This window comes from Streptomyces sp. NPDC005863 (genome assembly GCF_042871345.1).
Taxonomy (GTDB): Bacteria; Actinomycetota; Actinomycetes; order Streptomycetales; family Streptomycetaceae; genus Streptomyces.
In genome coordinates this window covers 1,119,557-1,145,263 of the sequence record NZ_JBIAII010000001.1, presented here as the reverse complement: position 1 = coordinate 1,145,263, position 25,707 = coordinate 1,119,557, and the positions used below count along the sequence as shown (strand labels likewise).

The 25,707-nt window shown below is 72.3% G+C and carries 22 protein-coding genes and 1 riboswitch; of the genes, 14 read left to right on the top strand and 8 right to left on the bottom strand.

What is annotated here, in order from left to right; translation table 11 throughout:
• The first annotated feature begins 56 nt into the window (after positions 1–56).
• From ACFYO9_RS04910 to ACFYO9_RS04895, 4 genes are all read left to right on the top strand, one after another.
• The gene (locus ACFYO9_RS04910; RefSeq protein ID WP_358776793.1) at positions 57–1,928 is read left to right on the top strand and encodes a serine/threonine-protein kinase; all 1,872 of its coding nucleotides are present in this window, start codon (positions 57–59) and stop codon (positions 1,926–1,928) included.
• Positions 1,929–2,052: 124 nt separating this feature from the next.
• Positions 2,053–3,783 carry a protein kinase gene (locus ACFYO9_RS04905; RefSeq protein ID WP_358776792.1) on the top strand — a complete coding sequence of 577 codons (1,731 nt, stop codon included), beginning with the start codon at positions 2,053–2,055 and terminating at the stop codon, positions 3,781–3,783.
• A 145-nt stretch (positions 3,784–3,928) separates the two neighbouring features.
• The gene (locus ACFYO9_RS04900) at positions 3,929–5,545 is read left to right on the top strand and encodes a succinic semialdehyde dehydrogenase (RefSeq protein WP_355803752.1); all 1,617 of its coding nucleotides are present in this window, start codon (positions 3,929–3,931) and stop codon (positions 5,543–5,545) included.
• A 45-nt stretch (positions 5,546–5,590) separates the two neighbouring features.
• Positions 5,591–7,408 (top strand): GMC family oxidoreductase, encoded by a 1,818-nt coding sequence (locus ACFYO9_RS04895; protein WP_358776791.1) that lies wholly within the window; start codon positions 5,591–5,593, stop codon positions 7,406–7,408.
• Positions 7,409–7,506: 98 nt separating this feature from the next.
• Here ACFYO9_RS04895 and ACFYO9_RS04890 read toward each other — a convergent pair whose 3' ends face one another.
• Entirely contained in the window at positions 7,507–8,535 is a 1,029-nt protein-coding gene (locus ACFYO9_RS04890; protein ID WP_358776790.1) for an LPXTG cell wall anchor domain-containing protein, read from the bottom strand.
• Positions 8,536–8,786: 251 nt separating this feature from the next.
• Between ACFYO9_RS04890 and ACFYO9_RS04885 the strand changes: the two genes are divergently transcribed.
• The 3 genes from ACFYO9_RS04885 to ACFYO9_RS04875 all read left to right on the top strand — a co-directional run bounded on the left by ACFYO9_RS04885 (position 8,787) and on the right by ACFYO9_RS04875 (position 11,087).
• Positions 8,787–9,149, top strand: a complete 363-nt coding sequence (locus tag ACFYO9_RS04885; RefSeq protein ID WP_358776789.1) for a hypothetical protein — start codon at positions 8,787–8,789, stop codon at positions 9,147–9,149.
• A gap of 169 nt (positions 9,150–9,318) precedes the next feature.
• The gene (locus ACFYO9_RS04880; RefSeq protein ID WP_358776788.1) at positions 9,319–10,092 is read left to right on the top strand and encodes a hypothetical protein; all 774 of its coding nucleotides are present in this window, start codon (positions 9,319–9,321) and stop codon (positions 10,090–10,092) included.
• Positions 10,093–10,331: 239 nt separating this feature from the next.
• Positions 10,332–11,087, top strand: coding sequence for a hypothetical protein (locus ACFYO9_RS04875; RefSeq protein ID WP_358776787.1), 756 nt, complete (start codon positions 10,332–10,334; stop codon positions 11,085–11,087).
• 740 nt (positions 11,088–11,827) lie between these two features.
• Here the strand turns inward: ACFYO9_RS04875 and ACFYO9_RS04870 are convergent.
• Positions 11,828–12,142, bottom strand: a complete 315-nt coding sequence (locus tag ACFYO9_RS04870) for a chorismate mutase (protein WP_358776786.1) — start codon at positions 12,140–12,142, stop codon at positions 11,828–11,830.
• A gap of 474 nt (positions 12,143–12,616) precedes the next feature.
• Between ACFYO9_RS04870 and guaA the strand changes: the two genes are divergently transcribed.
• The gene (gene guaA / locus ACFYO9_RS04865) at positions 12,617–14,197 is read left to right on the top strand and encodes a glutamine-hydrolyzing GMP synthase (RefSeq protein WP_355803738.1); all 1,581 of its coding nucleotides are present in this window, start codon (positions 12,617–12,619) and stop codon (positions 14,195–14,197) included.
• Between the two features lie 89 nt (positions 14,198–14,286).
• Here the strand turns inward: guaA and ACFYO9_RS04860 are convergent, their stop codons facing one another.
• Positions 14,287–14,766: a pyridoxamine 5'-phosphate oxidase family protein gene (locus tag ACFYO9_RS04860; RefSeq protein WP_358776785.1), complete on the bottom strand. Its 480-nt coding sequence runs from the start codon at positions 14,764–14,766 to the stop codon at positions 14,287–14,289.
• A gap of 118 nt (positions 14,767–14,884) precedes the next feature.
• Here ACFYO9_RS04860 and ACFYO9_RS04855 point away from each other — a divergent pair, with 118 nt between their 5' ends.
• The 3 genes from ACFYO9_RS04855 to ACFYO9_RS04845 all read left to right on the top strand — a co-directional run bounded on the left by ACFYO9_RS04855 (position 14,885) and on the right by ACFYO9_RS04845 (position 17,822).
• Positions 14,885–15,670 carry a class II aldolase/adducin family protein gene (locus ACFYO9_RS04855; RefSeq protein ID WP_355803734.1) on the top strand — a complete coding sequence of 262 codons (786 nt, stop codon included), beginning with the start codon at positions 14,885–14,887 and terminating at the stop codon, positions 15,668–15,670.
• A gap of 196 nt (positions 15,671–15,866) precedes the next feature.
• Positions 15,867–17,132 carry a hypothetical protein gene (locus ACFYO9_RS04850; RefSeq protein WP_358776806.1) on the top strand — a complete coding sequence of 422 codons (1,266 nt, stop codon included), beginning with the start codon at positions 15,867–15,869 and terminating at the stop codon, positions 17,130–17,132.
• Positions 17,133–17,297: 165 nt separating this feature from the next.
• Positions 17,298–17,822 (top strand): DoxX family protein, encoded by a 525-nt coding sequence (locus ACFYO9_RS04845; RefSeq protein WP_358776784.1) that lies wholly within the window; start codon positions 17,298–17,300, stop codon positions 17,820–17,822.
• Here the strand turns inward: ACFYO9_RS04845 and ACFYO9_RS04840 are convergent, their stop codons facing one another.
• Complete coding sequence (locus ACFYO9_RS04840; protein ID WP_358776783.1) at positions 17,823–18,065, bottom strand: hypothetical protein; 243 nt, start codon at positions 18,063–18,065, stop codon at positions 17,823–17,825.
• On the bottom strand, positions 18,052–19,428 hold the full coding sequence (locus tag ACFYO9_RS04835; RefSeq protein ID WP_358776782.1) for a PspC domain-containing protein: 1,377 nt from the start codon (positions 19,426–19,428) through the stop codon (positions 18,052–18,054). Before ACFYO9_RS04835 ends, ACFYO9_RS04840 begins: the two co-directional genes overlap by 14 nt.
• A gap of 184 nt (positions 19,429–19,612) precedes the next feature.
• Here ACFYO9_RS04835 and ACFYO9_RS04830 point away from each other — a divergent pair, with 184 nt between their 5' ends.
• Complete coding sequence (locus ACFYO9_RS04830) at positions 19,613–20,902, top strand: PspC domain-containing protein (RefSeq protein WP_358776781.1); 1,290 nt, start codon at positions 19,613–19,615, stop codon at positions 20,900–20,902.
• A complete protein-coding gene (locus ACFYO9_RS04825) occupies positions 20,899–21,630 on the top strand; it encodes a response regulator transcription factor (RefSeq protein WP_358776780.1) in 732 nt (243 codons plus the stop codon). The genes ACFYO9_RS04830 and ACFYO9_RS04825 overlap by 4 nt, the downstream gene beginning before the upstream one ends.
• Before the next feature lie 20 nt (positions 21,631–21,650).
• Here the strand turns inward: ACFYO9_RS04825 and ACFYO9_RS04820 are convergent, their stop codons facing one another.
• Both ACFYO9_RS04820 and ACFYO9_RS04815 read right to left on the bottom strand, forming a co-directional pair.
• Positions 21,651–22,289, bottom strand: a complete 639-nt coding sequence (locus ACFYO9_RS04820; RefSeq protein ID WP_358776779.1) for a hypothetical protein — start codon at positions 22,287–22,289, stop codon at positions 21,651–21,653.
• Between the two features lie 148 nt (positions 22,290–22,437).
• Positions 22,438–23,499 (bottom strand): NlpC/P60 family protein, encoded by a 1,062-nt coding sequence (locus ACFYO9_RS04815; RefSeq protein WP_358776778.1) that lies wholly within the window; start codon positions 23,497–23,499, stop codon positions 22,438–22,440.
• A 345-nt stretch (positions 23,500–23,844) separates the two neighbouring features.
• Between ACFYO9_RS04815 and ACFYO9_RS04810 the strand changes: the two genes are divergently transcribed.
• Complete coding sequence (locus ACFYO9_RS04810) at positions 23,845–24,198, top strand: hypothetical protein (RefSeq protein ID WP_355803718.1); 354 nt, start codon at positions 23,845–23,847, stop codon at positions 24,196–24,198.
• 96 nt (positions 24,199–24,294) lie between these two features.
• Here ACFYO9_RS04810 and ACFYO9_RS04805 read toward each other — a convergent pair whose 3' ends face one another.
• Complete coding sequence (locus ACFYO9_RS04805; protein WP_358776777.1) at positions 24,295–25,524, bottom strand: NlpC/P60 family protein; 1,230 nt, start codon at positions 25,522–25,524, stop codon at positions 24,295–24,297.
• 7 nt (positions 25,525–25,531) lie between these two features.
• A riboswitch (cyclic di-AMP (ydaO/yuaA leader) is annotated at positions 25,532–25,689 on the bottom strand.
• Positions 25,690–25,707: the final 18 nt, after the last annotated feature.

Sequence of the window (25,707 nt, the reverse complement as noted above, 5' to 3'; positions counted from 1 at the left end):
GTCCGCCGCGTGGCAGGGTCCATTTCGTTCGCGCACGTCTGGGGAATGATGGCCGCATGGGGAGCCTGGGAGGCCGCGCCGGCGGGGCGGGTGTCGGCGGGGGCGGTGGTGTCGGTGCCGGTGGGGGCAACGCCCGTGTGATCGCAGGGCGTTACCGCCTGGAGGCGCGGCTCGGGCGGGGCGGCATGGGGCTCGTGTGGCGCGCCAGCGATCTGCTCCTCGAGCGGCAGGTCGCCGTCAAGGAACTGGCCCGCGACGAGACACTCTCCGACGCCGAGGCCGAACAGCAGCGCGAGCGCACCCTGCGCGAGGCGCGGGCGGTGGCGCAGTTGCGGCACCCGCACGTCATCGTCGTCCACGACGTGGTCGTGCAGGACGAACAGCCGTACATCGTCATGGAGTTGATCGAGGGCGGTTCGCTGGCGGGGCGGATCGCGCGCGGCGGGCCGCTGGACGCGTACGCCGTCGCGCGGATGGGCATCGACCTGCTCGGCGCCCTGAGCACCGCGCACGAGGCCGGCATTCTGCACCGCGACCTCAAGCCCGCCAACGTACTCCTGGAGCGCACCTCCGGCCGTGTCGTGCTCACCGACTTCGGGATCGCGCAGCTCAGCGGGGCGACCACGCTCACCGAGGTCGGGTCGTTCGTCGGCTCGCCCGAGTACACCGCGCCGGAGCGGATGGCGGGGGAGCGGACCGGGCCCGAGTCCGACCTGTGGTCGCTCGGCGCGCTCCTCGTCACGGCGCTGGCCGGTGCGTCGCCGTTCCGGCGCGACTCGATCGGCGGGGTCCTGCACGCCGTCGTCTACGACGAGATCCGCCCGCCCCCGGCCGCCGCGCCGCTCCTGCCGGTCGTGCTCGGCCTCCTCGACCGCGACCCGGCACGCCGGCTCGACGCCGCCGAGGCGGAGAGGCTGCTCCAGGCGTACGTCGAGACGGGGCGGATGCCGACGGTGACGTCGGAGAGACCCCGGGCCGGGTTGCCCGGGCTGCCCGGGCTGACCCGGCTACCCCGACTGCACCGGCAGCCGGGGACCCGCGGGGTACCGGGCCCGGCCGGGCTCCCGCGGCGGACCGGCGCCCTGGGGCGGCCGGGGCTCGCGGGGCGGCCCGGCGCCCGCGACGGCGGCCGACGGCGGGGAGGACGGCGCCGGGGCGGTCGGCGCCCCGCCGCGTGGGAGCTCCCCGCAGTCCCCTCCGGGGCGGCCCCCACAAGCCCCTACGGGACGGCCCCCACAAGCCCCTACGGGACGGCCCCCGCAAGCCCCTACGGCAGACAGAGCCCCTACGGCAGGCACGGGCGGGTCGTCCTCGTCGCCGCCGCCCTCGCGGCCGCCATCACGGGCGCGGGCGTCTCCGCGGCGCTCCTGCTGAGCAGGGACGACGACGGGGGCGGCGCACCGCCGGCCGCCTCCTCCGCGCCGCAGGCCTCGCCGACGCCCACGGTCACCGTGACGACCCGTACCCCGCGGCCCTCGTCGCCGCAGGCGCCCCAGGGCTACCGCATCGCCCGGGACCCCGCCGGGTTCGCGCTCGCCGTCCCCGAGGGGTTCCGCCGCGAGGTGGCGGGGTCCCGGGTCCTGTACGTGTCGTCCGGCGGCACGTACCGGCTGGGTATCGAGGAGGCGGCCGCCGGGCGGGGCGGCCCCCTCGCGGTGCAGCGCCGCGCCGACGCCGCGGGCCCGCGCGAGAACCCCGGCTACCGCGACGGCCGGGTCACGGAGACCACGCGCAACGGCCGCCCCGCCGCCCTGCGGGAGTTCACCCGGGACGGCTCCGCCGCGGGGGAGGGCGACCGGCACACCTTCGACCTGTGCTGGCAGGAGGGCGGCCGGATGGTGGACGTGTGGGTCTCGGCGCCGGTCGGGGACGCGGCGCAGGCACGGCGGTACTTCGACGCGGCGGTCGACACGTTCGTACGGCGGTGAGTACGGCGGTGAGTACTGCGGTGAGTACCGCGGCCCCCGGCGGTGAGCCGGCCCGTGCATCACCCCGGTCACAAGTGGGAGACGTGGCTGGAAACCGGGGTGCCCGGCGGGGTAGGGATGGGGCATGAGCAATGACGGGGGAGCCTCCTACGGGCCGTACGAGCCCACCAGCTTTGAGATTCGGCCACCGCAACGGCCGGGTGTACCGGGCCAGTCCGGCGGCGCGCACCCCGACAATCCGTACGCACAGCCGCACGAGCCCGCCCCGCCGACCGTCCCGCACACCGCGACCGCCCCGCACACCGCGCCCACCCCGCAAACCCAGGCCGTGCCGGACCCGGCCGCCGGGCCCGAGCCGGGCGCGGGGCGGCTGATCGCGGGACGCTACCGGCTGCTCGACAAGCTGGGCCACGGCGGCATGGGCACCGTATGGCGTGCCAAGGACGAGACGGTGGACCGCGAGGTCGCGGTGAAGGAGCCGCGCGTCCCCGACCACCTGCCGGAGCGCGAACGGGCCAACGTCCACGAGCGGATGCGCCGCGAGGCGCGCGCCGCGGCCCGCCTCGACCACCCGGCCGTGGTCACCGTGCACGACGTGGCGGTGGAGGACGGCCGGCCGTGGATCGTGATGGAGCTCGTCCAGGGCCGGTCCCTGGGCGCCACGCTCCAAGAGGGCACGCTGAGCGCCCAGGAGGCCGCGCGGATCGGCCTCGACGTCCTGGACGCCCTCGACGCCGCGCACCGCGCGGGCATCCTGCACCGTGACGTGAAACCGGACAACGTCCTGCTCGGCCGGCACGACCGCGTCGTCCTCACCGACTTCGGCATCGCGCAGATCGAGGGCGAGACCAATCTGACGGACACCGGCGGCTTCGTCGGATCGCCCGAATTCATCGCCCCCGAGCGGGTGTTGGGCCAAAGGCCCGGTCCGGCCTGCGACCTCTGGTCGCTGGGCGTCGTCCTGTACGCGGCGACCGAGGGCGTCTCGCCGTTCCGCCGCAGCAACACCCCCGCCACGCTCCAGTCGGTCCTGAACGCGACACCGGCGGCGCCCGCCTCCGCGTCCGGGCCGCTCGCCGAGGCGATCAACCGGCTGCTGGTCAAGGACCCGGCGCGGCGCCCCGACGCGGCGCAGGTCCGGGCGCTCCTGACGGAGGCGGCGCGGCCTCCGCAGCCGGCGCCGACCCAGGTCGTCACGGTCGCGGACGGCGGCGAAGGCCGCCGGGGCAAGGGGATCTTCCTGAGCCGCACGACGCTCGCCGTCGTCGCGGGCGTGGTCGTCGCGGCGGTGGCGGCGGGCGTGCTGGTGGCCGTGAACCCGTTCGGCGGCTCGGACGCGGGGGGCTGGGAGAAGCACCACGTGCGGGAGTTGGCGGCGACCGTCGCCGCGCCCGAGGGCTACACGAAGTCCGCGGACGACAACGCGACCGCGAAGGTCCACTGGGTGCAGTACACGGACCCGAGCGGCAGCGTTTCGGTCAGCCTCAGCCTCGACAAGAAGGCGGAGGACGACGGCAGCATCGCAGGAACGGCGGCCGCCGAGATGTACGACGACGACGCGGACTACAAGGAGTCCGGCGACTACAACCTGGGCATGGCCGCCGACCCCGCGCCGAGGACACAGCCGCAGGAGACCACCTTCCACGGGGAGAAGGCCGCGCAGAACACGGTCGTGTACACCTCGACGGACAGTCAGAACCCCCGCCCCCGCGAGCTCAAGGCGCTCTACTACCGGACGAAGAGCGGCGACATGTACAAGCTGATCGTGAGCTATCCCGGCAAGGGCGACTTCACCGCCCGCGGCCGCGAGGTCGCCGAGAAGGCGATCGCCGACCTGGAACCCGACAAGCTCTGAAAGGGGCGGTCCCGAGCCCTGACGGACGTAACAACGCCCTGATCAGCGGCTTTGTCGCCAGCAATCACTGGCGTCGTACGAGAGAGCCGGGAAGCCCGTTACCGATGGGTACCCAAAACCCGGACGTGCGCCTACTCTCACCAGCATGACGGACACGCAGGCCACCGCAGCGCCCCTCGGAACGAACCCGACCGCCCCGGCCCCCGACGGCGCCCGCACCGCCGCCGACGTGGTCACGCCCGAGCTGATCGCCCAGCTCACCCGTGACGTCATCGGCTCCGGGCGCACGGCCAACCACACGCCGCTCACCGGCGAGAAGCTGGCCGACCTGCCGGAGTCCACCCCCGAGGACGTGGCCACCGCCTTCGAGCGGGCCCGCACCGCGCAGACCGCCTGGGCCAGGACCCCGGTCAAGCAGCGCGCCGCCGTCCTGCTGCGCTTCCACGACCTGGTGCTCCAGCGGCAGGCCGAGGTCCTCGACCTGATCCAGCTGGAGACCGGCAAGGCCCGCCTGCACGCCCACGAGGAGATCCAGGCCGTCGCGGTCGCCGCCCGGCACTACGGCCGCAAGGCCCCCGCGTATCTGAGCCCCAAGCGGCACACCGGCGTCGTCCCCGTCCTCACCAAGGTCACCGAGAACCGCCAGCCGCGCGGCGTCGTCGGGCAGATAGCGCCCTGGAACTACCCGTTCGAGCTGTCCATCGGCGACGCGCTGCCCGCCCTCGTCGCCGGCAACGCGCTGGTGATGAAGCCCGACACGGAGACCTGCCTCACCGCCCTGTGGGCCCGTGACCTGATCATCGAGGCGGGCCTGCCGTCCGAGGTCTTCCAGGTCGTCATCGGCGAGGGCCCGGTCGTCGGCCCGGAGCTCGTCAAGCACGCCGACTACGTCTCCTTCACCGGCTCCACCCGCACCGGCCGCGAGGTCGCCCAGGGCGCCGCGGCCCGCCTCGTCGGCGTCTCGCTCGAACTCGGCGGCAAGAACGCCATGCTGGTGCTGCACGACGCCGACGTCGACAAGGCCGCCGCGGGCGCCGTGCGCGCCTGCTTCTCCTCCGCGGGCCAGCTGTGCATCTCCATCGAGCGGCTGTACGTCCACGAGTCCATCGCCGACCGGTTCGTGGAGCGCTTCGCCGAGCGCACCAGGGCGATGCGGCTCGGCACGTCCCTCGCGTACGGCGCCGACATGGGCTCCCTCGTCGGCGAACGGCAGCTGGAGACCGTCACGCGGCACGTCGAGGAGGCCGTCGCCAAGGGCGCCACGCTCGTCGCGGGCGGCGTCGCGCGCCCCGACATCGGCCCCTACTTCTACGAGCCGACCATCCTGGACGGCGTCGAGGCCCCGATGGCCCTCTGCACCGAGGAGACCTTCGGCCCGGTCGTCTCCCTCTACCGCTTCACCGACGAGAACGAGGCGGTCGACCTCGCCAACGCCACGCCGTACGGCCTGAACTCCTCGGTCTGGACGAAGGACACCGGCCGCGGCCGCAAGGTCGCCGCCCGGCTGCGCACCGGCACCGTCAACGTCAACGAGGGCTTCGCGCCCGCCTACGGCAGCGTGCAGTCCCCGATGGGCGGCATGAAGGACTCCGGGCTCGGCCGCCGGCACGGCTCCGAGGGCATCCTCAAGTTCACGGAGGCGCAGACCGTCGCCACCCAGCGGGTCATGCCGCTCGCGCCGTCCTTCGGCCTGGACGACGAGAAGTACGCGGCGTTCATGAGCACCAGCCTGAAGGTCATGAAGGCGTTCCGCCTGCGCTAGCCGTGGCCCCGCGCGGCCGCGCACCCGTTTTCACGAGGAGAGTCAATGTCACAGGAGAGCTCTGCCCAGAACCAGGCGGGCGACGACGCCGCGTACGACTACGACGTCGTCGTCATCGGCAGCGGCTTCGGCGGCGCCGTGTCCGCGCTGCGCCTGACGGAGAAGGGATACCGCGTCGGCGTCCTGGAGGCCGGGCGCCGCTTCACGCGCGCGACACTGCCCAAGAACTCCTGGGACGTGAAGAACTACCTCTGGGCGCCCGCGCTCGGCCTCTACGGCATCCAGCGCATCCACCTGCTCGGCAACGTGATGGTGCTCGCGGGCGCCGGGGTCGGCGGCGGTTCGCTGAACTACGCCAACACCCTCTACGTACCGCCGACGCCGTTCTTCCAGGACCCGCAGTGGAAGGACATCACGGACTGGCAGGACGAACTGCGGCCCTACTACGAGCAGGCCCAGCGGATGCTCGGGGTGCGGCTCAACCCGACGGAGACGCCCTCGGACGTCCATCTGAAGGCCGCCGCACAGGAGTTGGGCGTGGGCGACACCTTCCACATGGCGCCCGTCGGCGTGTTCTTCGGCGACGAGAAGGACGCGGACGGCCGGGCGAAGGCCAGGCCCGGCGCCGAGGTGCCCGACCCCTACTTCGGCGGCGCGGGCCCCTCCCGCAGGGCCTGCACCGAGTGCGGCGAGTGCATGACGGGCTGCCGGCACGGCGCCAAGAACACCCTCAACGAGAACTACCTGCACCTCGCGGAGAAGGCCGGCGCGGTCATCCACCCGATGACGTCCGTCGTCGCCGTCACCGAGGACTCCCGGGGCGGTTACGCCGTCGTGACGCTGCCCACCGACAACAAGCGCAAGGGCGCGGGCCGCACGTTCCGGGCCCGCAAGGTCGTCGTCGCCGCCGGCACGTACGGCACCCAGACGCTGCTGCACCGCATGAAGGACACCGGCCTGCTGCCGCACATCTCCCGGCGGCTCGGCGCGCTCACCCGCACCAACTCCGAGGCCCTGGTGGGCGCCCAGACCACCGACCGCCGCTACCGCAAGCGGCACGGCGCCCCGAAGGCCGACTTCACCAAGGGCGTCGCGATCACCTCGTCGATCCACCCCGACGCCAACACCCACATCGAGCCCGTCCGCTACGGCAAGAAGTCCAACGCGATGGGCAGCCTGACGCTGCTGCAGGTCCCGTACAGCGTGCAGGGCGGCAAGGGCCGGGTCGCGGGATGGCTCGGCAACATGGCGCGCCACCCGCTGCTCGCGGTGCGCTCGCTCTCCAACCGGCGCTGGTCGGAGCGGACCATCATCGGCCTGGTCATGCAGTCGCTCGACAACTCCCTGACCACGTACCGCAAGGAGAGCGGCATCGGGAAGGGGCTGCTCACCGCCCGGCAGGGCCACGGCGCGCCCAACCCGAACCAGATCCCCGAGGCCACCCGCGCGGCGACGATCCTCTCCCAGGAGATCAACGGCTTCCCGGGCTCGAACGTCGGCGAGCTCATGGGCACCCCGCTGACCGCGCACTTCCTCGGCGGCTGCCCGATCGGCGACTCGGCGGAGACCGGCGTCATCGACCCCTACCACCGGCTCTACGGCCACCCCGGCATCTCGGTCGTCGACGGCGCCGCGGTCTCCGCCAACCTGGGCGTGAACCCGTCCCTGACGATCACCGCGCAGGCCGAGCGCGCGATGTCGTTCTGGCCCAACAAGGGCGGCGAGGACCCGCGTCCGGCGCAGGGCCGGGAGTACGTGCGCCTCGCGGCCGTCGAACCGAAGACACCCGCGGTCCCCGCCGACGCCTTCGGCGCGCTGCGGCTGCCGTTCCTGGGGATGCCCGCCGTGCCGCCCAAGAAGTAGCCCGCCGAGCACCCCGCGACCCGTACCCGGATACACGTAAGGACCTGCGCCCCCCTCCGAGCGCAGGTCCTTCCGCGTGATCAGGTGCCGTCAGCAGGTCAGACGGCGGAGTCGGCCTTCCTACGCCGCACGGCGTACACCGCGCCCGCACCGGCGACGACGGCGACACCGCCGGCGAGACCGACGACCGGCAGCATCGAGCTCGAGCCGGTCTCGGCGAGGCTGCCGTCGGCGACCGGCGCGTCCTGGGCGCCGCCCTGCGGCTGGTCCGCCACGGCCGCCGCCGACCGGGACGGGCTCGGGGACGCGGTGGGCGTCGACGTCTCGGAAGGCGTCTTGTGGCCGCCGGCCTTGACGACCTTCAGCGGGTGGTAGTCGAACGACTCGTGCGTGCAGTCCAGTACGGAGTCCACGTACTTGCCGGTGCCCACCGCGTAACCGTCGACGGCCGGAGCCTTGGCGGCGACGCGGAACCGCAGCTTCACGGTGGTCTTCGCCTCGGCGTCGAGATCGACGGTGCCGTAGGCGAGGCCGTCGTTGAGCTTGCTGTCGACCGTGGTCCACTCCTTGGTCTCCGGGTCCATGAACTGCACGTCCGTGAAGTACCGGAGGCCGTCCTTCTTGGCCTTGTCGTCGCCGAGGTTGTTCACGAACGTGGTCCAGTCGACCTCGCCGAGCGGCTCGTCCGTGGGGTTCTCCGCGGTCAGCTTGAACTGGTGCCAACCGCTGCCCGCGACGACCTTCTTGGGCAGGCCGACGAGAGCGAGCTCCAGCTCGGAGTCGACGTCCTCGTCGTCGTCGGGCGAGCACGCGGCCGGAAGCGGCTCGTCCTCCTCCGGGTCCTCCGGGACGTCGACGTCCTTCTTGGCCTTGCCGGGATCGGCGGGCGTCGACGGTGCCGAGGGCGGGGTCGCGGTGCCGGCCGCGGGCGTCTCGGGGGTACCGGGCGTCTCGGCCGCGGGCGTCGCGGACTGGCTCGGCGTGCCGGTCGGCGTGGACGAGTCCGACGGCGTCGCGGACGGGGTCGGAGCTTCCTCGGTCGCGAAGGCGGCCGGGGCCGACAGCAGCGCGAGCGGGGCCAGGGCGGCCGTAGCGGCCGCGGCAGCCATGGCACGACGAAGCTTCATGAAGACCTCAGGAAGTCCGGCGCACTGCCCTTTCGGCAGTACGGAGCTGGAGGCCTCCGCGAAAGGACGCGGGTGTGGCCGTAGTTACGCATGCATGACCCGTGATCCCTGGGAATGGTTGTCCTCATTTCACAGAACCCTTATGTGGTGTGACTCACACCGCTTGTGCCGCCGTGGCGAGGTGCACTAGAACTGCCCCCGCTCCAGGGCCCGCAGGCGCCGGAGCAGTCGACCCAGGGGAGGGGTTCAGGGTGGCCATACCCGACGAGGTGTGGGAGAGGTTCGAGAACGACAGCGAGCGGGAGATCCGCTCGTCCGCGCCGAAGGAGCCGTCCGCGCGGGCCCGCATGGTGGCCGAGCGGCTGCGGCGCCTCGACGAGGAGGCCGCGCGCCAACAGGTCGAACAGGCGGGGCGGTTGCGCCGCAGGCGCGCGCGGCGCGCGGCGGAGTCGGCGCGGTGGAGCCCGGACGAGTGGCGTGCGGCGCCCACGGGGCCCTCGCGCGGCGGGCGGTCCGAAGGCGGCCGCCGGGTGTGGAGCGTGGTGATCGTCATCGGTAGCATGGCACTCGCGATCGTGCTGCTCAGCCCGTTCCGCTTCTATATCTGGGGCTGATGAGGACGGTTCGCACGCGCGGCCGGGACCGGCGAGGCCGGGGCCGGAACCAGATGTGATCTTCCTCCGTCGTACGTCGTGGCGGCGCGGGCCGGCGAGTGATTCCGCATCGCCCGACTCCGCAGCGCGCGGGGCGTACGTGGACGGAAAGCAACCGGGGGATCAGAACGTGAAGTCAGCTGTGTCGCGTGCGGTGGTGGCGGTCTCGGTCGTGGCGGCCCTCGGGGCGAGCGCCGCGTGCAGCGGTGACGGGGGCGGGGACGACGGCGGCAGGCGGTCGACGCCGTCCGGTGGCGCGGCCGCGCGGCTGGAGAAGGCGGCCCTGACGTCGGGTGACGTCAAGGGCTTCGAGGTCGAAAAGCCGCGGTCGTCGGGTGGGGCGCGCGGGGCGGAGGGCTCCGAGGCCGGAGGCGAGCCGCCGGCCGGGACGCCGACGCCCGCCGAATGCGCCCCGCTCGCAGCCCCGGCGGTGAAGGCTCCGGTGAAGGCCCGCGTGTCCCGCGCCCTGACCGCGACCTCGGACAAGGACGTCACGACCACCGAGGTCGGCCTGTCCGGCTCCACCGAGGCGGACGCGAAGCGGGCGATGGCGGAGCTGCGCGCGGCGGCGAAGTCGAAGAGGTGCGGCAGCTTCCACATCGGCGCCCGGCGCTACCTCGGCGTCGAGCACTTGCCCGCGCCGGACGAGGGCGATGAGGCGGTCTCGTACAAGATCGCCCACCGCACCGGCGACTACGTGGCACGGCGCAGCGTCACGGTCGTGCGCAGCGGCTCGACGCTCGCGGTCTTCGACGCGTCGAACCTGTACGACCCCGAAGGCGTCCAGAGCGACCGGGAGGCCGAGAAGGACGGGCTGGGGGGCGCGGGAACGCCCACGGCGGACGAGGCCCCGAAGGTGTCCCCGAGGATCGTCGACGCACAACTCGCGAAGCTCGCCCGCTGAACGACGGCGTGCCGCACGGGCGAGGGTCTGCCGTACGGACGACGGCGTGCCGTACGTACGGCAGACCCCAGACGACGATCTTCCTCACACACGCCGCGTACAACCTTTTCGGCGGTTCCCGATCGTTACGGAAAACGCTGGTGGGAGCCGTGCCGTTGCCGCTTTCATAACGCCTCGGCGCGTTCGTGGCGCCTCGGCCCGGGCCATCGTCCGCGGCGTGTGACCTGAAGGTGGGAAACGTGAAGTCAACTGTGTCTCGGGCCGTTGTGGCCGCGTCCGTCACGGTCGCGCTGGGCCTGACCGCAGCGTGCGGCAGCGACAACGACGACGGCGGTGACAAGGGCGGCGACGGCAAGAAGACGTCGCACTCCGCCGGGTCGAAGGCGGAGTCGAAGCCGGAGCCGAAGTCGAAGCCCGCGGCGGAATCGAGGTCGGCCGCGCTCTCCGCCGCCGACCTGGAGAAGGCGGTGCTGGCCAACGGCGACCTCAAGGAGTACAAGGTCGAGAAGATGTCCGCGGAGGACATGCCCGCGGAGACCGTCCCCGCGGACCCGGCCGCCTGCCAGCCGCTCGCCAACATGTTCATGTTCACCACCGACCCGGCGGCGAAGTCCCGCGTCGGCCGGACCCTGACCGGCGTCGACGAACTGGACGCCACGGTCATCTCCGTCGCCCTGCTCGCACACGAGCGCGCCGACGCCGAGAAGACCATGGACGAGCTGCGCACGGCCACGAAGAAGTGCACGGCGTACGAGCACGCGGGGTCCAAGTACCGCGAGGTCGCCGCGCTGCCCGCCCCGAAGGCGGGCGACGACGCCGTCGCGTACAAGGTCGTGGGCATGATCGAGGGCCAGAAGACGCCGATGAGCTTCACGGTGGTGCGCAGCGGTCCGACGCTCGCGGCCTTCTACTCGATCAACCTGCTGCAGCCGAAGAAGTTCGGCGTACCGGCGAAGCTGGTCGAGAAGCAGGTGGAGAAGCTGAAGAGCCGGTAGGCGAGCGGTGCGGCGGTGACCGGTGGCCCGACGAACGGTGGGCCGGTGACCGGCAGGCCGGTGCTCGATGGCCGAGGGCAGAGCGAAGGGCCCCGCGGGACGGATCCGCGGGGCCCTTGGCTGTCGGCACCGACGTCAGGGCTGTGTCGGTGCCTCGGGACGGCGCCGGGGGGAGTGCGCCGCTGTGGTCGTGGGCGCCGGTGGCCGACCCGGCGCGCGAGGGGCGCTCACGTGGTATCGACCATTGGCGGTGAAGCCGTGGACGGGGGGCTGGGTGCCCGCCCTCCTACGCATCGTGCTGGATGTGTTGTTGCCTACGCAACCGTTTGGACCACATCTGGGTTCGGCCGCATCGGGGGTGTCGGCCGGATCCGGGGTGAGGGAAGTGGGGGGGAGGAGGAGCCGGGGGGAGTGCGGGAGTGGGAGGGACGGGAGCGGGAGCGGAACCTGGGACGGAGGCCGGTCGACTCCGGGCGTCCCCGAAGCCGACCGTTCTCTTGGGTGACCGGGCTGCTGTCCCCTGCCGTCCGGTCACATCACTGGAGCGAGGTCCCACGGCGCCCGGACACGATCCGAACGCCTCATCGCTCCAGCGGAGCCACGCGTGGTTCTTGCGGGCCCGCACCTGGCTGACACGGACACCGGGACCAACGAAGCCCGCCCGGACCCGGTCACGCGCCGTACGGGTGAGAACGGATCCGAACTCAGTTCCGCAGGCGCCCACACTCCCGGTGACCGGGTCAGACACGGCCGCGGCACAGCTCCAGGAGCGTCATCGCGAGGGCGGTGCCGGGCTTGCCGAGGGCGTCCCTGTAGTGGGCGAGGACCTCCATCTCACGGGAGAGGTTCACGCGGCGGCCGCCGGAGGTGATGCGGGCCTCCTGGATGACGGCCGAGACGGCCATCCGTTCCTGGACGAGGCCGATGATCCGGTCGTCGAGCGCGTCGATCCGCTCGCGCGCGTTCTCGATGACACCGGCGGCCTCGGCGGTACGGGCACCGGTCTTGTCGGCGGCGGCTGCGGCGACGTCCGGGGCGGTGGTGATGGTGGTCATGGAGGGCTCCTTGTGTTCCGTGGTGTCCGAGGTGCCCCGGAGCGGCAAGGCCCGCGTACGACAGAGCGCCCCGGGCCTTGTCGGCCCGGGGCGCCCGGTAAGTCGCTTGTCAGTGGATCAAGCAGCTCGACCATGGCAGCCGGCAGGCCGGTCGCCATAGGTAAAGAGGAAGCTGAGGTGCTTGGTCACGAGGCCAGTATGCCCCCACGCGCACCCACCCGGTCAATCCGCCTCCCGTACGGCCCGGATGCTGAGACGGACCGGATGCTGAGACGGCCCGTCCAGCCGGACCGTGCTCGCGACGGTGCGCCGTCGGATGTGACGAACGGTGTCATCGGATGTGACGAACGGAGCCGTCGGATACGACGAGGGGGGCCGCGCCCGGGCCGGTAGAATCGACAAATACAGACCCCCTGCTCACGCACGAGCCTCTGCTCACGCACCGCTCACGCTCAACGCCGGAAGGCCGCCGCCGTGCCATCAGCGCCCCCCGCTGCCGCCGCTCCCGACACCGTTCTGGTCGTCGACTTCGGAGCGCAGTATGCCCAGCTCATCGCCCGTCGCGTCCGTGAGGCCCGCGTCTACAGCGAGATCGTGCCGAGCACGATGCCGGTCTCCGAGATGCTCGCCAAGAAGCCCGCGGCGATCATCCTCTCCGGCGGCCCCTCGTCGGTGTACGCGGAGCACGCTCCGAGCGTCGACCGCCAGCTCTTCGAGGCCGGCGTCCCCGTCTTCGGCATGTGCTACGGCTTCCAGCTGATGGCGACGACCCTCGGCGGCACCGTCGACAACACGGGCGCGCGGGAGTACGGGCGGACGCCGCTGGCCGTCTCCAAGGCCGGCTCCACCCTCTTCGAGGGCACCCCGACCGAGCAGTCCGTGTGGATGTCGCACGGCGACGCGTGCAGCGCGGCGCCCGAGGGCTTCACGGTCACCGCGTCCACGGACGTCGTGCCGGTCGCCGCCTTCGAGGACGACGAGAAGAAGCTGTACGGCGTGCAGTACCACCCCGAGGTGATGCACTCCACGCACGGCCAGCAGGTCCTGGAGCACTTCCTCTACCGAGGCGCCGGCCTCACGCCGAACTGGACGACCGACAACGTCATCGACGAGCAGGTCGCCGCGATCCGCGAGCAGGTCGGCACCAAGCGCGCGATCTGCGGTCTGTCCGGCGGCGTGGACTCGGCCGTCGCCGCCGCCCTCGTCCAGAAGGCCATCGGCTCGCAGCTCACCTGCGTGTACGTGGACCACGGCCTGATGCGCAAGGGCGAGACCGAGCAGGTCGAGAAGGACTTCGTCGCCGCGACCGGCGCGAACCTGAAGGTCGTCGACGCGCAGGAGCGGTTCCTCGACGCGCTGGCCGGGGTCTCCGACCCCGAGGAGAAGCGCAAGATCATCGGGCGCGAGTTCATCCGCGTCTTCGAGCAGGCGCAGCTGGAGATCCTCCAGGAGGACGGCCCCGAGGTCGCCTTCCTCGTGCAGGGCACCCTCTACCCCGACGTCGTCGAGTCCGGCGGCGGCGCCGGCACCGCCAACATCAAGTCCCACCACAACGTGGGCGGCCTGCCCGACGACATCGAGTTCGAGCTCGTCGAGCCGCTGCGCAAGCTGTTCAAGGACGAGGTCCGCATGGTCGGCGCCGAGCTGGGCCTGCCGGACGAGATCGTCCAGCGGCAGCCCTTCCCCGGCCCCGGCCTCGGCATCCGCATCGTCGGCGAGGTCACCAAGGACCGCCTCGACCTGCTGCGCGAGGCCGACGCCATCGCCCGCGAGGAGCTGACGGCGGCCGGTCTCGACCGGGAGATCTGGCAGTGCCCGGTCGTGCTGCTCGCCGACGTCCGCAGCGTCGGCGTCCAGGGCGACGGCCGCACCTACGGCCACCCCATCGTCCTGCGCCCCGTCTCGTCCGAGGACGCCATGACGGCCGACTGGACCCGCATGCCGTACGACGTCCTCGCGAAGATCTCGACGCGCATCACCAACGAGGTCGCCGACGTGAACCGCGTCGTCCTCGACGTGACGTCGAAGCCGCCGGGCACCATCGAGTGGGAGTGACCTCACCGCGCTCCCCGCGCGATCGAGGCCACGCTTGAGGCGGCGCCGTCCACAGCTCTGTGGGCGGCGCCGTTCGCGTACCCGGCGGGTCAGCTCCGCCGGGTGACGCGGACCGGGGCGCCCGGCTTCCACCACTGCACCGCGAGGTACTTCCCGTCCTCGATGTACGTGCGCACCACCTCCGTCAGCTCGGTGCGGAAGAGGTGGAAGGAGTCCGGGTCCGGCGGCTGCACCTCTTGGGTGTAGCGCGCGACGGTCTCCCGGTCCCGCACCTCGACCGCGCGACCCGCGATCCGGACGTCGCCGCCCGCCATCTCCGTGCCCGGGCCCGGATTGGCCTGCAACGCGAAGCGCGGGTCGCGGCGCAGGTCGAGCGCCTTGAGCGAGCCAGGCATCATGCCGAGCCACAACTCCCCGTTCAGGAAACGGACTTCGATCCCGGTGGTGCGGGGCGAGCCGTCCTTGCGCAGCGTCGCGAGGACGTGGTGGGTGAACGCGGCGAAGCGGCGCTCGACGGTCTCCGCGAGCTCCGGCTCCGCCGTGGTGAAGGCTTCCCAGGTGTACGACATGCGCCGAGTCTCGCGCCGATACCCGACACCTCCTGTCGCCTTTGCGTGAGCCGCCCCCCTGTTCTCCTGTACGTACCACCGGTACCTTCCGCCTCGTACAGCCAGGGATGGAGGAACCATGCACGCGCCCACACCGATACCCGTCGAGCGGTTGCAGTTCGCCATGCCGCCCGTCCACGCATCCGTGGCGGACGAGCGACGGCACCGCAAGGAGCGGCTGGCCGGCGCGCTGCGGATCTTCGGCAGGCTCGGCTACGAGGACGGGGTCTCGGGCCACATCACCGCACGCGACCCGGAGTACACCGACTGCTTCTGGGTGAACCCCTTCGGGATGCCGTTCAAGCACGTCACCGTCGGCGACCTCGTCCTCGCCAACGCCGAGGGGCAGGTCGTCGAGGGCCGGCACCACGTCAACCAGGCCGCGTTCACCGTCCACGCCCAGGCCCACCTGGCGCGGCCCGACGTGGTCGCCGTCGCGCACTGCCACTCCCTGCACGGCCGCGCGCTCTCCACACTCGGCGAACTCCTGGACCCCATCACCCAGGAGGCCTGCGCCTTCTACGAGAGCCACGCCCTGTACGACGGCTACACGGGCGTCGTCGTGGACGCCGAGGAGGGCCGCAGGATCGCCACCGCGCTCGGCGGCCACAAGGCGGTCGTCCTGCGCAACCACGGCCTGCTCACGGTCGGGGACTCCGTCGACGCCGCCGCCTGGTGGTTCATCTCCATGGAACGCTCCTGCCAGGTCCAGCTGAGCGCGCGCGCCGCCGGCCGGCCCGTACTGATCGGTCACAAGCAGGCGGTGCAGACCCGCGAGCAGCTCGGCAGCGATCTGGTCGCGTGGATCAACTACCAGTCGCTGTGGCAGGACATCAGCCGCAGCGAACCCGATCTGCTCGCCTGACCCGGTTGACCGGCGTTTCTCCGCGCCCAGCGGCCGGTCGGCGGGCCCGGCCGTCAAGGCCGGGCCGCACCTTTCACCCCCGCTGACCTGACCCCGGGGGTTCGTTCGCCTTTCAGTACGGCACAATTCCCCTCCTCTGCAAGGAAGTTCGCGGGAAGCCCCAGGGGCTTCGAGGGTGGGGAAGGCGGCGTACGCGGTGGCGGTGCAGGAGGCGGGGCAGGGCGCGCACGGGGGCGGCTGCACGTGCGGCGATTGTCCGCACGGGGCGCGCGAGGGGCACCGGCGCGCCGTGGCCGCGTTCCTCGCCAAACGCGAGGAACTCGCGGCCGGACAGGGACTCCCTACGGCTGTCGCCCACTCGGCGGGCGCCTCACGGCAGTGGGTGTCGGACGAGCTGACGCAGTCCGCGCACGACGTCGCCGAGCGCGGCCGAGCGGAGGGCGAGGCCTGGCTGGGCCGGCTGTGGCCCCGCACGCTCGCCGTGGTCTGGGGCGGCTGCGGTGTACTGCTCCTGGTCCAGGCGCTCACCGCGATCGGCGCGGGCTGGACGCCGGCGCGCACGGCCGGGCTGCTGGCCGCCCTGGTCGTGGGCGGACTGCTGAGCGCCGCGGCGTACGCCCACCGGGCGCGCGGCGGGGTCCTCGCGCCGGTGATCGGCGAGGACAACCGGCTCTCCACCTCGCGCACCGTGGCCGCGGGCTGGGTGCTCCTCGTCGTCTTCGCGGTGCTCGTCCTCGCCGGCGAACTGGCCGCCGCCTCCGACCACCGGGAGCGCGACGCGCTGATCGACGGCCTCGAACTCGCCCGCGCCGCCGCCACGGTGACCGTCCTCGCCGTGGTGTGCGCGGTGGCCGTGCTGGTGCGCAGGGTCGTCGGCCTGCGGGTGCTCGGCCAACGCCTGCAGAAGGTACGCGCGGACCGCCCGCGGGCCGCCGACCCGCTCACCGACGACGCGGGCCGCGGCAGCTTCGCCGACGCGCAGTACGTCCTGGTCGGCGCCGTCGCCGCCGTCTTCGCCGCGGTGCGCCTCGCGCGGCGGCCCGAGCAGCTGCCGGAGCTGCCGTGGGGCCTCGCCGTGCTCGTACTGGTGTCGGCCGCGACGTATCTGGCGGGGAAGTACGCCGAGGGCGGACGCCCCGTGATCCTCTCCGTCGTCCGCGCCCGGGAGGCCGGTGACCTCGACGCACCCATCCGCACGGGCGACGACATCGAGATCCGCGGCGCCGGTTTCGTGCCACCCGGCGCCGGGGCTGCGGATCGGCTCTCCCGCACCGTCGTCCGCATCGGCGCCGTGCACGTCCATGTGCCTCTCGTACCGGTCCCCGGCGGCTTCACCAACCCCAGCGACACCGTCCTGACCGTCCCCGTCCCGGTCGACGTCGAACCCGGCCGCGTCGAGGTCCAGGTCGTCACGGCCGCGGGCGTCGAGACGAACCGCGTCACCATCGACGTCATGGACTGACTCCCCCCCCCACTGAAGCCCGGGATCACCGAGCTGCTGGGCCCGCACGCGAGCGCGGGCTCTTCTTTCCGGATCGTCGCCGAGGATTCCGCCGCCCGTAGATGAGCAGCGGCCCTGCCGCGTACGTATGGTCGAAAGACGGGACCACGCGAGAGGCGGAGTGCCATGACGCACGGCATCCGGGCCGACAACCCCACCCACCACACCAGCCACGTCAGGCGCGACGACTGGCGGCAGTCCGCCTCCCGATACGCCCTGCTGCCCCTACGGATCTTCCTCGGCGTCACCTTCATCTACGCCGGCCTGGACAAGCTCACCGACAGCACCTTCATGCAGGCCGACGGTGCGGGCTCGATCGGCGCCCAGATGGAGGGCGCGCGCGACATCTCCGCCGTCCCCGCGCTCGTCGACCTGTCCCTCAAAAGCCCCGTCGGGTTCGGCTACGCCATCGCCCTCGGTGAACTGGCCGTCGGCATCGGCACACTGATCGGCCTCTTCGCCCGCCTCGCCGCGCTCGGCGGCGCCCTCATCTCGCTCAGCCTCTGGCTGACCGTGAGCTGGCACGAGGAGCCCTACTACTACGGCAACGACCTCGCGTACCTGATGGCCTGGCTGCCTCTGGTGCTCGCCGGGGCCGCGGTCTGGTCCGTCGACGCCCTGCTCGCCGCCCGCCGCCGGAACGGACCCTAGCTAGGGCCGGTCCGGCGCCGCCGACGCGTCCCGGGGGCGCCCGCCCGGACGGCCACCTCTCGGGCGTATGCCATGGATCGCCGCCGCCACGCCCGCGAGGAACAGGCCCGCCATCACAAGGGGCAGCGCGACGAACCACGGTGCGTCCCAGGCACCGCCCGCGTCGCCCGCGTACACGGTGGCGACCGTCAGCAGGACGAGGCCCGCAACCAGCTTGCCCGGGTGGAATTCATGACGTAGCACGGGTCACCTTCGCTTGTCCGACGCCCACTTCGAGGTGCAGATCGATCGTGCCGCCGTCCTTGGCGCCCGCGGGCGGCTCCAGCGTCACGTTCTTCTCGCGGCCCGGCGCGATGTCCAGGTCCTTGCCCTCGTCCTGCGGCAACACGATGTCGCCGAGGCCCACTTCCGCGTTCAGCCGCACCGTGGCGTCCTTCGGCACGATCACCCGAAGGTCGCCCACGCCCACCTCGGCACCGGTCGACAGGGACTTGCCCTTGCCGATCTCGACCTTGCGCAGATCGAGCGTGCCCGTGCCGAGCCCCACCTCGTACCGGGGCCGGACGTCCGCCGCCGCGACCGGTATCCAGTCCGTGCGGGCGTAGTGCGTGGTGATGTTCTTCGGCAGGGCCGCCGCGCCCGCAAGCAGGCCGGCGACGAGCACCGCGAGCACGATCGATCCCGCCCCCGTGCGCCCGAGGAAGGCGCTGATCGCGATGCCGAGACCGAGCACCGCCAGGGCACACGCGAGGCCCGTCTCCAGCGTGGTGCCGAGCGGCTGCTCCTGCCAGGTCAGACCGGTGCCCAGACCACCCGCGAGCAGGGCGAGGAGAAACACCCAGCCGCCGATCCAGCGCGGCCCGCGAGGCTTCGGCGGGGGAGCGGGAGCGGTCCTGGTGGCTCTGCGGAGCGGGCCGCGGTGGCCCACCACCTGGTACTCGATGTCGAGGCCCTCCATGCCGGGGGGACCCCAGAAATAGCCCGTCATGCCCTCGTGCGTGCCGTCCTTGACGATCGGGTCGCGCCACCACGACGGGCCACCGGCGATCGGCGGGGCCTGCGCCTCGGGCGGGGCGTCCGCCGCGGCCTGCGCCGCCACCGGGTCGGTGTCGAGGGTGTCGCGCTGCCGCGACCAATACCCCGCGCCCGCGAGGAGCAGGGCGAGGACGGCGGCGAAGGTGAGCGCCCCGCCGTTCCTCAACAGGGTGAGGAAGACGCCGCAGCCGACGAGCGCGAAGAGCACGGCGGTGAGGGCCTGGCCGTCGACCCGGCCGGAGAGAAGCCTGCGCGCCTCGTTCTCCTCCTCGTCCTCGTACGGCACGAAGAGCCACGCGAAGCCGTAGAAGACCAGACCGAGACCGCTCGTGATCGCGAGCACGGCGAGGCCGATGCGGAAGATCACCGGATCCATGTCGCACAGCCGGCCGAGCCCGGCGCACACCCCGCCGATCTTCTTCTGCCGGCGGTCGCGACGGAACTTCCGCTCCGGCGGCGGTGGAGCCGCCGCGTGACTGCCCGCGGGACCGCCAGGCCTGCCCTGCGCGGCGCGCACGGCATCGCGGAGGGCGGCCTCGGTCGCCGTGTCGGCGGGCTGCTGATCTGTCATGCGTCCATGGTGACGGCCGCGGGCCCGTCGCGGCAGTCGGGACGACCCTGGACGAACCCTGATATCACCCCTGAGACGCCCGGGGGCCCACCCCTGACAGGGCCGGTACGGGGTCCGAGATCAGGGAAGTCTCGGGGATCGACCCTGATGCCCGTCCCCGTCCCCCCGTGTGAACATCAATGACATGCCGGAAGCCGCTGCACCGCCCCTCGACGACGTCCGACCGCTGCGCAAGCTCTACCGCAGCGGCGACGGACGGTGGCTGGGCGGGGTCGCGCGCGGTCTGGCGGGACACCTCGGACTGCCCGTGGTCTGGGTCCGGCTGATCTTCGTCGGACTCTTCACGGCGGACGGCCTCGGCGCCCTGCTGTACGCCGCGTTCTGGTTCTTCGTCCCGCTCGGCATGGGCGGCGTGGACGCCGAGCGCCCGCCCGCCGCCGTCACCGCCGAGACGGCGCCGGACGGCCGCCGCAGACTCGTGGCCCGCAAGCCCGACAAGGGACAGCTCGTCGCGCTCCTCGCGATGGTCGTCGTCGCCATGGTCTTCGTGGGCAACGTGGACCTGGACGGCTCGACCAAGGCGTACGTCGTCCCGACCCTGCTCGTCGCCGCCGGTGTCGCCCTCGTCTGGCGGCAGGCCGACAACGCCCGCCGGGCCCGCTGGATGGCCGTCGGACGCCGCCGTCGCACCCTCACGATCGCCCGATCCGCGGCCGGCGTGCTGCTCGTCGGCGCCGGCGTCTCCGGCATCTTCGTGCTCCAGGGCTCCGCCGCCCACCTGGGCGCCGTCCTGCAGGCCTCCCTCGCCGTGCTCGTCGGCGTCGCGCTGCTCGCCGGCCCCTACCTCGTCCGCATGATGCAGGACCTCTCCGAGGAGCGCCTGATGCGCATCCGCGCCCAGGAGCGAGCCGAGGTCGCCGCCCATGTGCACGACTCCGTGCTGCACACCCTGACCCTGATCCAGCGCAACGCGGAGAGCGCGAGCGAGGTGCGCCGCCTCGCCCGCGCCCAGGAGCGCGACCTGCGGGCCTGGCTCTACAAACCGGAGGGCACCGGCAAGGACGAGGACGAGGAACCCGACACGCTCGCCGAGGCGGTCCGCCGCAGCGCCGCCGAGGTCGAGGACAAGCACGGCGTCCCCATCGAGGTCGTCGTGGTCGGCGACTGCCCGCTCGACGAGCGGCTGACCGCGCAGATGCAGGCCGCGAGGGAAGCGATGGTGAACGCCGCCAAGTACGGTGGCGAAGGCGGCGCGGTGCAGGTCTTCGCCGAAGTCGAGGGGGAGACGGTGTTCGTGTCCGTCCGGGACCGCGGCCCCGGCTTCGACCTGGACTCCGTGCCCGACGACCGCATGGGCGTACGAGAATCGATCATCGGCCGCATGCAGCGCAACGGCGGCACGGCGCGGCTGCGCGCGGTGCCCGGCGGCGGTACGGAAGTCGAGCTGGAGATGGAGAGGACGGCGACGACATGAGCGACGCGACCGGGGTCAACGGGCCCACGGAGCCGACCGGATCGGACGAGGGCGGCGGTGCGGACGGGCGTCGTGTGCGAGTCGTCCTGGTCGACGACCACCGGATGTTCCGCACCGGTGTGCAGGCCGAGATCGGCCGGACCGACATCACCGGCGTCGAGGTGGTGGGCGAGGCCGCGGACGTCGACCAGGCGGTCACGGTCATCACGGCCACCCGACCGGAGGTCGTCCTGCTGGACGTGCACCTTCCGGGCGGAGGAGGGGTGGAAGTCCTGCGCCGCTGCGCGCCGTTGATGGCCGACGCAGGGAACCCGGTGCGCTTCCTGGCGCTGTCCGTCTCCGACGCCGCCGAGGACGTCATCGGCGTCATCCGGGGCGGCGCCCGCGGTTACGTCACCAAGACGATCACCGGCACGGACCTGGTCGACTCCATCTTCCGCGTGCAGGACGGAGACGCGGTGTTCTCGCCGCGCCTGGCCGGCTTCGTCCTGGACGCCTTCGCCTCCACCGACGCGCCTCCGGTCGACGAGGACCTGGACCGCCTCACCCAGCGCGAGCGGGAGGTGCTGCGGCTCATCGCGCGCGGGTACGCGTACAAGGAGATCGCCAAGCAGCTCTTCATCTCCGTGAAGACGGTCGAGTCGCATGTGTCGGCGGTCCTGCGGAAGTTGCAGCTGTCCAACCGTCACGAGCTGACGCGGTGGGCGACGGCACGGCGACTGGTCTGACGGTCGGTCGGGCGCCGCGGTCAGGGTGTGGCCGGAGTCGGGGCCGGGGCCGGGGCCAGCATCCGTACCGCCCACCGGTAGTGGCCGACGGCCTTCGCGGCGCCGAGGAGGCCGGTCAGCCACACGATGAGGCCGACGCCCATGCCCTGGACGACGTCGGCGTAGGTGTCGCGGCCCGGTTCGGCGTACGCGGCGGCGGCGAAGGAGGCCCACAGGCCGAGCGTGCAGACAGCGAGGGACGACAGGAGCCAGAGGAGGCTGAGCGCGGGGGAGCGCAGTCGGGCGTCGGACGCCGGGTGGTGGTCCAAGGCGAGCCAGGCGGCTGACAGGTGACGGATGCGTCGGTCGTACCGGACGGCGTACACGACACCGATCACGGAGGGCGCGAGCACCGCCAGGCCGAGGGCTCCGAGGACGGGGCCCAGGAGGAAGCCGGAGGAGTCCTTGTCCGCGAGCATCTGGAGTGGCTGGACCAGCAGTGCCCAGCCGACGGAGCCGCCGAGGCCGTAGAGCCACAGCAGCAGGAGCCGGCCCACGCCCAAGTGGCGCCTGTGCAGCTCTTCCAGGGCCATGCCGCGGTCGGTGAGGAGTGTCTGACGGTCCGGCCAGGTGCGCAGATACACGGGAGGTGGAGGCGGCGGCAGCGTACGGCTAGGCATGGACGTGACAGTAATGGGTGACGGCGCACGGGATCACGGGTGACGGTGCGACTGAGTACGGGTGACGGTGCATGTGATCCCGCCTGAGCCGGTGCACCGGCTCGGCTCGCCCGCTCCGTCACACCCGAGCCGCCTCACCCGAGCCGTCTCACGTCACGCGGGTCGCGCCCGCGAACGGCATTTGGTCGATCGGTGCGAGCCGTACGGGGGCGCTCGGGTTCGGGGCGTGGATCATCTGGCCGTGGCCCACGTAGAGGCCGACGTGGCTGATGCCGGAGTAGAAGAACACCAGGTCGCCGGGGCGGAGTTCGGAGCGGGTGACCCGTTGGCCGGCGTTGATCTGGGCGTAGGTGGTGCGGGGCAGGGAGACGCCCGCCGCGCGGTACGCGGCCTGGGTGAGGCCCGAGCAGTCGAAGGCGTTCGGGCCGGTGGCGCCCCACACGTACGGGCTGCCGAGCGCCTTGTACGCGTAGGAGACAGCGGACGCGGCACGGGTGGTGGGGGCCTTGGTGGTGGGGGTCTTGGCGGTGCGCAGGGAGGCGTCGCGGACCTGTGTGCGCGTGGCGCGTTCGACCGTGGGGGCGGCGAGTTCCGCGCGCTGGTGGGCCGTGAGCCGGGACAGCAGCCGTTTGGCCTCGCCGAGCTTCTCGGTGACCGTCTTCTTGTGCTTGCGCAGCTCGGCCTGGCGGGCCCGGAGGGAGGCGAGCCGGTCGTCGGCCGTGTCGCGGAGCTGTTCCACTCCGCGGAGCTGCTTGCGGACGTCCCGCAGGGCCACGGCCTGCCGCCCGCCGGCCCGGTCGGCGCGCGCCGCGCGGTCCAGGAACTGTTCGGGGTCGGAGGAGAGGGCGAGCTGTACGGCGGGGTCGATGCCGCCCGCGCGGTACTGCGCGGTGGCGTACGAACCCAGGGCGTCGCGGGCGGAGTTGAGCTTCTCCGTCCTGCGGGCCGCCTCGTCGCGCAGCGCGGTGAGCGACTTTTCGGCCTTCTCGGCCTTCTCCTTCGAACCGTTGTACTTCTCGGTGGCCGTCTCCGCCTCGCGGTAGAGCGCGTCGACCTTGGCCTTCACCTCGGTGGGGCCGAGCGGTGGATCGGCGTGACCGACGCCGTCGAACGCGGTCGCCGACGCGGCTCCCGCGAGGGCGAGGGTGAGAGCGGTGCGGAACGTGCTGCCGCTGAGCGAGCGCGGGCGGGGCTTGCGGTGCGCTGCCACGAAGAGGGCTCCTTACCTGTCCGGCGGCGGCCCGCCACAGGGGGAGCGGGCCGCCGCCGGGTTTCTCGGCGGTGGTGTCCGACGAGCCGTCCGGTCCGGACGGCGACGGGGAGCCGGTCACCTGGTGGAGGACGCTAAACCTGACCGTCACGGGTTGGTGACGGATTGTGCGGAACCGACGGAAGTGGGCGCCTGAACGACCGACTGTGACCGGGTCGCCCGGCCGCGGGCGCCTGCTTCGAACGCGGCTGTGACCGATGGCTCGATTGCGCCGCAGCCGTGAGGGAGCGGTGGTACGGGGGTGGCTGCCGGGAGCCGTGGGCGACCGGGCTAGGCTCCGGCCCCATGGACCTACTCATCCATCTCTTCGTCGGCCTGCACATCATCGGCATCGCCTCGCTCCTGGGCGGTTTCCTCACCCAGATGAAGCAGATGGGCCAGGGTGCCGCCCGTTTCAGCCCCGCGATGCTGCACGGCGCGCTCGTGATGCTCGTCACCGGTGTGGTCCTGGTGGGCCTCAACCAGGCGGACGACAACGCGGTCAACAACCTCAAGATCGGCATCAAGCTGGCCCTGCTGATCGTGATCCTCGCGCTGGTCTACGTGAAGCGGGACGAGGAGAAGATCGAGAAGCCGCTCTTCGGTGCGGTCGGCCTGCTGACCGTGGCGAACATCTTCATCGCGGTGCTCTGGACCTGAGGCGAGGCTCTGGACCTGAGGGCTGGCCCTCCAGCCGTCGCGTACGTGTGGCCCGCATCCCCCCGGGATGCGGGCCACACGCGCGTGGGGGTGCGGTTACGCGGGGCGCACCACACTGTGGATCGGCATGTAGTAGATCGACTCGACGCGGACGTTCGCGCCCGGCTTCGGGGCGTGGATCATCTTGCCGTTGCCGATGTAGATCCCGACGTGGCTGATGTCGTCGTAGAAGAACACCAGGTCACCGGGTTTGGCGTCGGCGGTCTTCACGGTCGTGCCGACCTTCACCTGGTCCCATGTGGTGCGCGGCAGGGAGATCCCCGCGGCCTTCCAGGCGTCCTGGGTGAGGCCGGAGCAGTCGTAGGAGTCGGGTCCGGTGGCGCCCCACACGTACGGCTTGCCGATCTGTGCCTCCGCGAAGTCGATGACCTTCGCGGCCTTCGTGGCGTAGCTGCCGTCCGTGCTCCCGGATCCCGTACCGGACCCCGTACCGGCATCTGAGCCCGCGCCGGTGCCCGGCCCCGAACCTGATCCGGACCCCGAACCGGAACCGGAGTCGCCCTTCCCCTGTTCCTTCTCCCGCTGCGCGGCCTCCTCCGCCTTGCGCTTGCGCTCCGCCTCCGCGGCCTGCTCGCGGGCCAGCTTCTCGGCCTTGCGCTTGGCCTCCTGCTTCTTCTTCCGCTCGATCTCCGCCAGCCGCGCCTTCTCCTGGGCGGTGAGGTTCGAGAGGAGCTCGCGCGCGTGGCCCAGCTTCCGCTGGACGGTCTGCTTGCTGGTCTTGAGGTCGTCCCGCGCGTCGCTCAGGGTCTTGAGGCTCGTCGCGGCCTTCGTGCGCTGCTTGGTCGCCGACGCCTGCTCCGCCTCGTACGCGTCGACCGCCTTCTTCTGGCGCGTGGTCAGCCGGTCCGTGAGGTGGTTCTGGTCGAAGTAGCCCTGCGGGTCGTTGGCGAGCATCATCGTCGCCGTCTCGGAGACGGCACCGGTGCGGTACTGCGCGGCGGCGAACGAGCCGAGTTCCTTACGCGCGTCGTTCAGCTTGTCGGCGCGCGCGGCCACGTCGTCGAGCAGGCGGTCGACCTTCTTGCGCTGCTTGTCGGAGCGCTCCTTGGCCGCGTTGTACTTCTGGGTGGCCACGCCGGCCTGCTGATAGAGCTCGTCGACCTTCTTCTGGACCTCTTCGAGGCTGGGCTTCGCCGGTGTGGAGGGCGCTGCCTGCGCGCTCTGCGAGAGGAGGGCGACGGAGGTGAGGGCCGCCGTCGTGATGCCGAGGGCGGGGGTCGTGCGGAGTGCGGATGCCCGGGTCCGCGGCTTGCGGTGCGACGCCAAGGGAGGCGACTCCTTCCGTAGACCGCCTACCGGGTTAGCTGTCGGGTTCGGGCGGCTGGTCCGGAAGGTTGCCCTACGGTCCCGTACTGCGTACGGGACTGATTCACCCCAAGTTTTACGGTGGGTCCCCGGCTCCGAGCACGTCGGACTCGGCGGAGGCCACCCGTTCCCGGCGGGGTTCGC

Excerpts from the sequence above, each read along its gene's own strand:
- ACFYO9_RS04860 (WP_358776785.1), bottom strand. The coding sequence starts at position 14,766 with ATGTCGTACACCTGGGAAGCCTTCACCACGGCGGAGCCGGAGCTCGCG.
- ACFYO9_RS04905 (WP_358776792.1), top strand. The coding sequence starts at position 2,053 with ATGAGCAATGACGGGGGAGCCTCCTACGGGCCGTACGAGCCCACCAGC.
- ACFYO9_RS04855 (WP_355803734.1), top strand. The coding sequence starts at position 14,885 with ATGCACGCGCCCACACCGATACCCGTCGAGCGGTTGCAGTTCGCCATG.
- ACFYO9_RS04845 (WP_358776784.1), top strand. The coding sequence starts at position 17,298 with ATGACGCACGGCATCCGGGCCGACAACCCCACCCACCACACCAGCCAC.
- ACFYO9_RS04810 (WP_355803718.1), top strand. The coding sequence starts at position 23,845 with ATGGACCTACTCATCCATCTCTTCGTCGGCCTGCACATCATCGGCATC.
- ACFYO9_RS04820 (WP_358776779.1), bottom strand. The coding sequence starts at position 22,289 with ATGCCTAGCCGTACGCTGCCGCCGCCTCCACCTCCCGTGTATCTGCGC.
- ACFYO9_RS04910 (WP_358776793.1), top strand. The coding sequence starts at position 57 with ATGGGGAGCCTGGGAGGCCGCGCCGGCGGGGCGGGTGTCGGCGGGGGC.
- ACFYO9_RS04870 (WP_358776786.1), bottom strand. The coding sequence starts at position 12,142 with ATGACCACCATCACCACCGCCCCGGACGTCGCCGCAGCCGCCGCCGAC.
- ACFYO9_RS04895 (WP_358776791.1), top strand. The coding sequence starts at position 5,591 with ATGTCACAGGAGAGCTCTGCCCAGAACCAGGCGGGCGACGACGCCGCG.
- ACFYO9_RS04900 (WP_355803752.1), top strand. The coding sequence starts at position 3,929 with ATGACGGACACGCAGGCCACCGCAGCGCCCCTCGGAACGAACCCGACC.
- ACFYO9_RS04890 (WP_358776790.1), bottom strand. The coding sequence starts at position 8,535 with ATGAAGCTTCGTCGTGCCATGGCTGCCGCGGCCGCTACGGCCGCCCTG.
- ACFYO9_RS04825 (WP_358776780.1), top strand. The coding sequence starts at position 20,899 with ATGAGCGACGCGACCGGGGTCAACGGGCCCACGGAGCCGACCGGATCG.
- ACFYO9_RS04835 (WP_358776782.1), bottom strand. The coding sequence starts at position 19,428 with ATGACAGATCAGCAGCCCGCCGACACGGCGACCGAGGCCGCCCTCCGC.
- ACFYO9_RS04830 (WP_358776781.1), top strand. The coding sequence starts at position 19,613 with ATGCCGGAAGCCGCTGCACCGCCCCTCGACGACGTCCGACCGCTGCGC.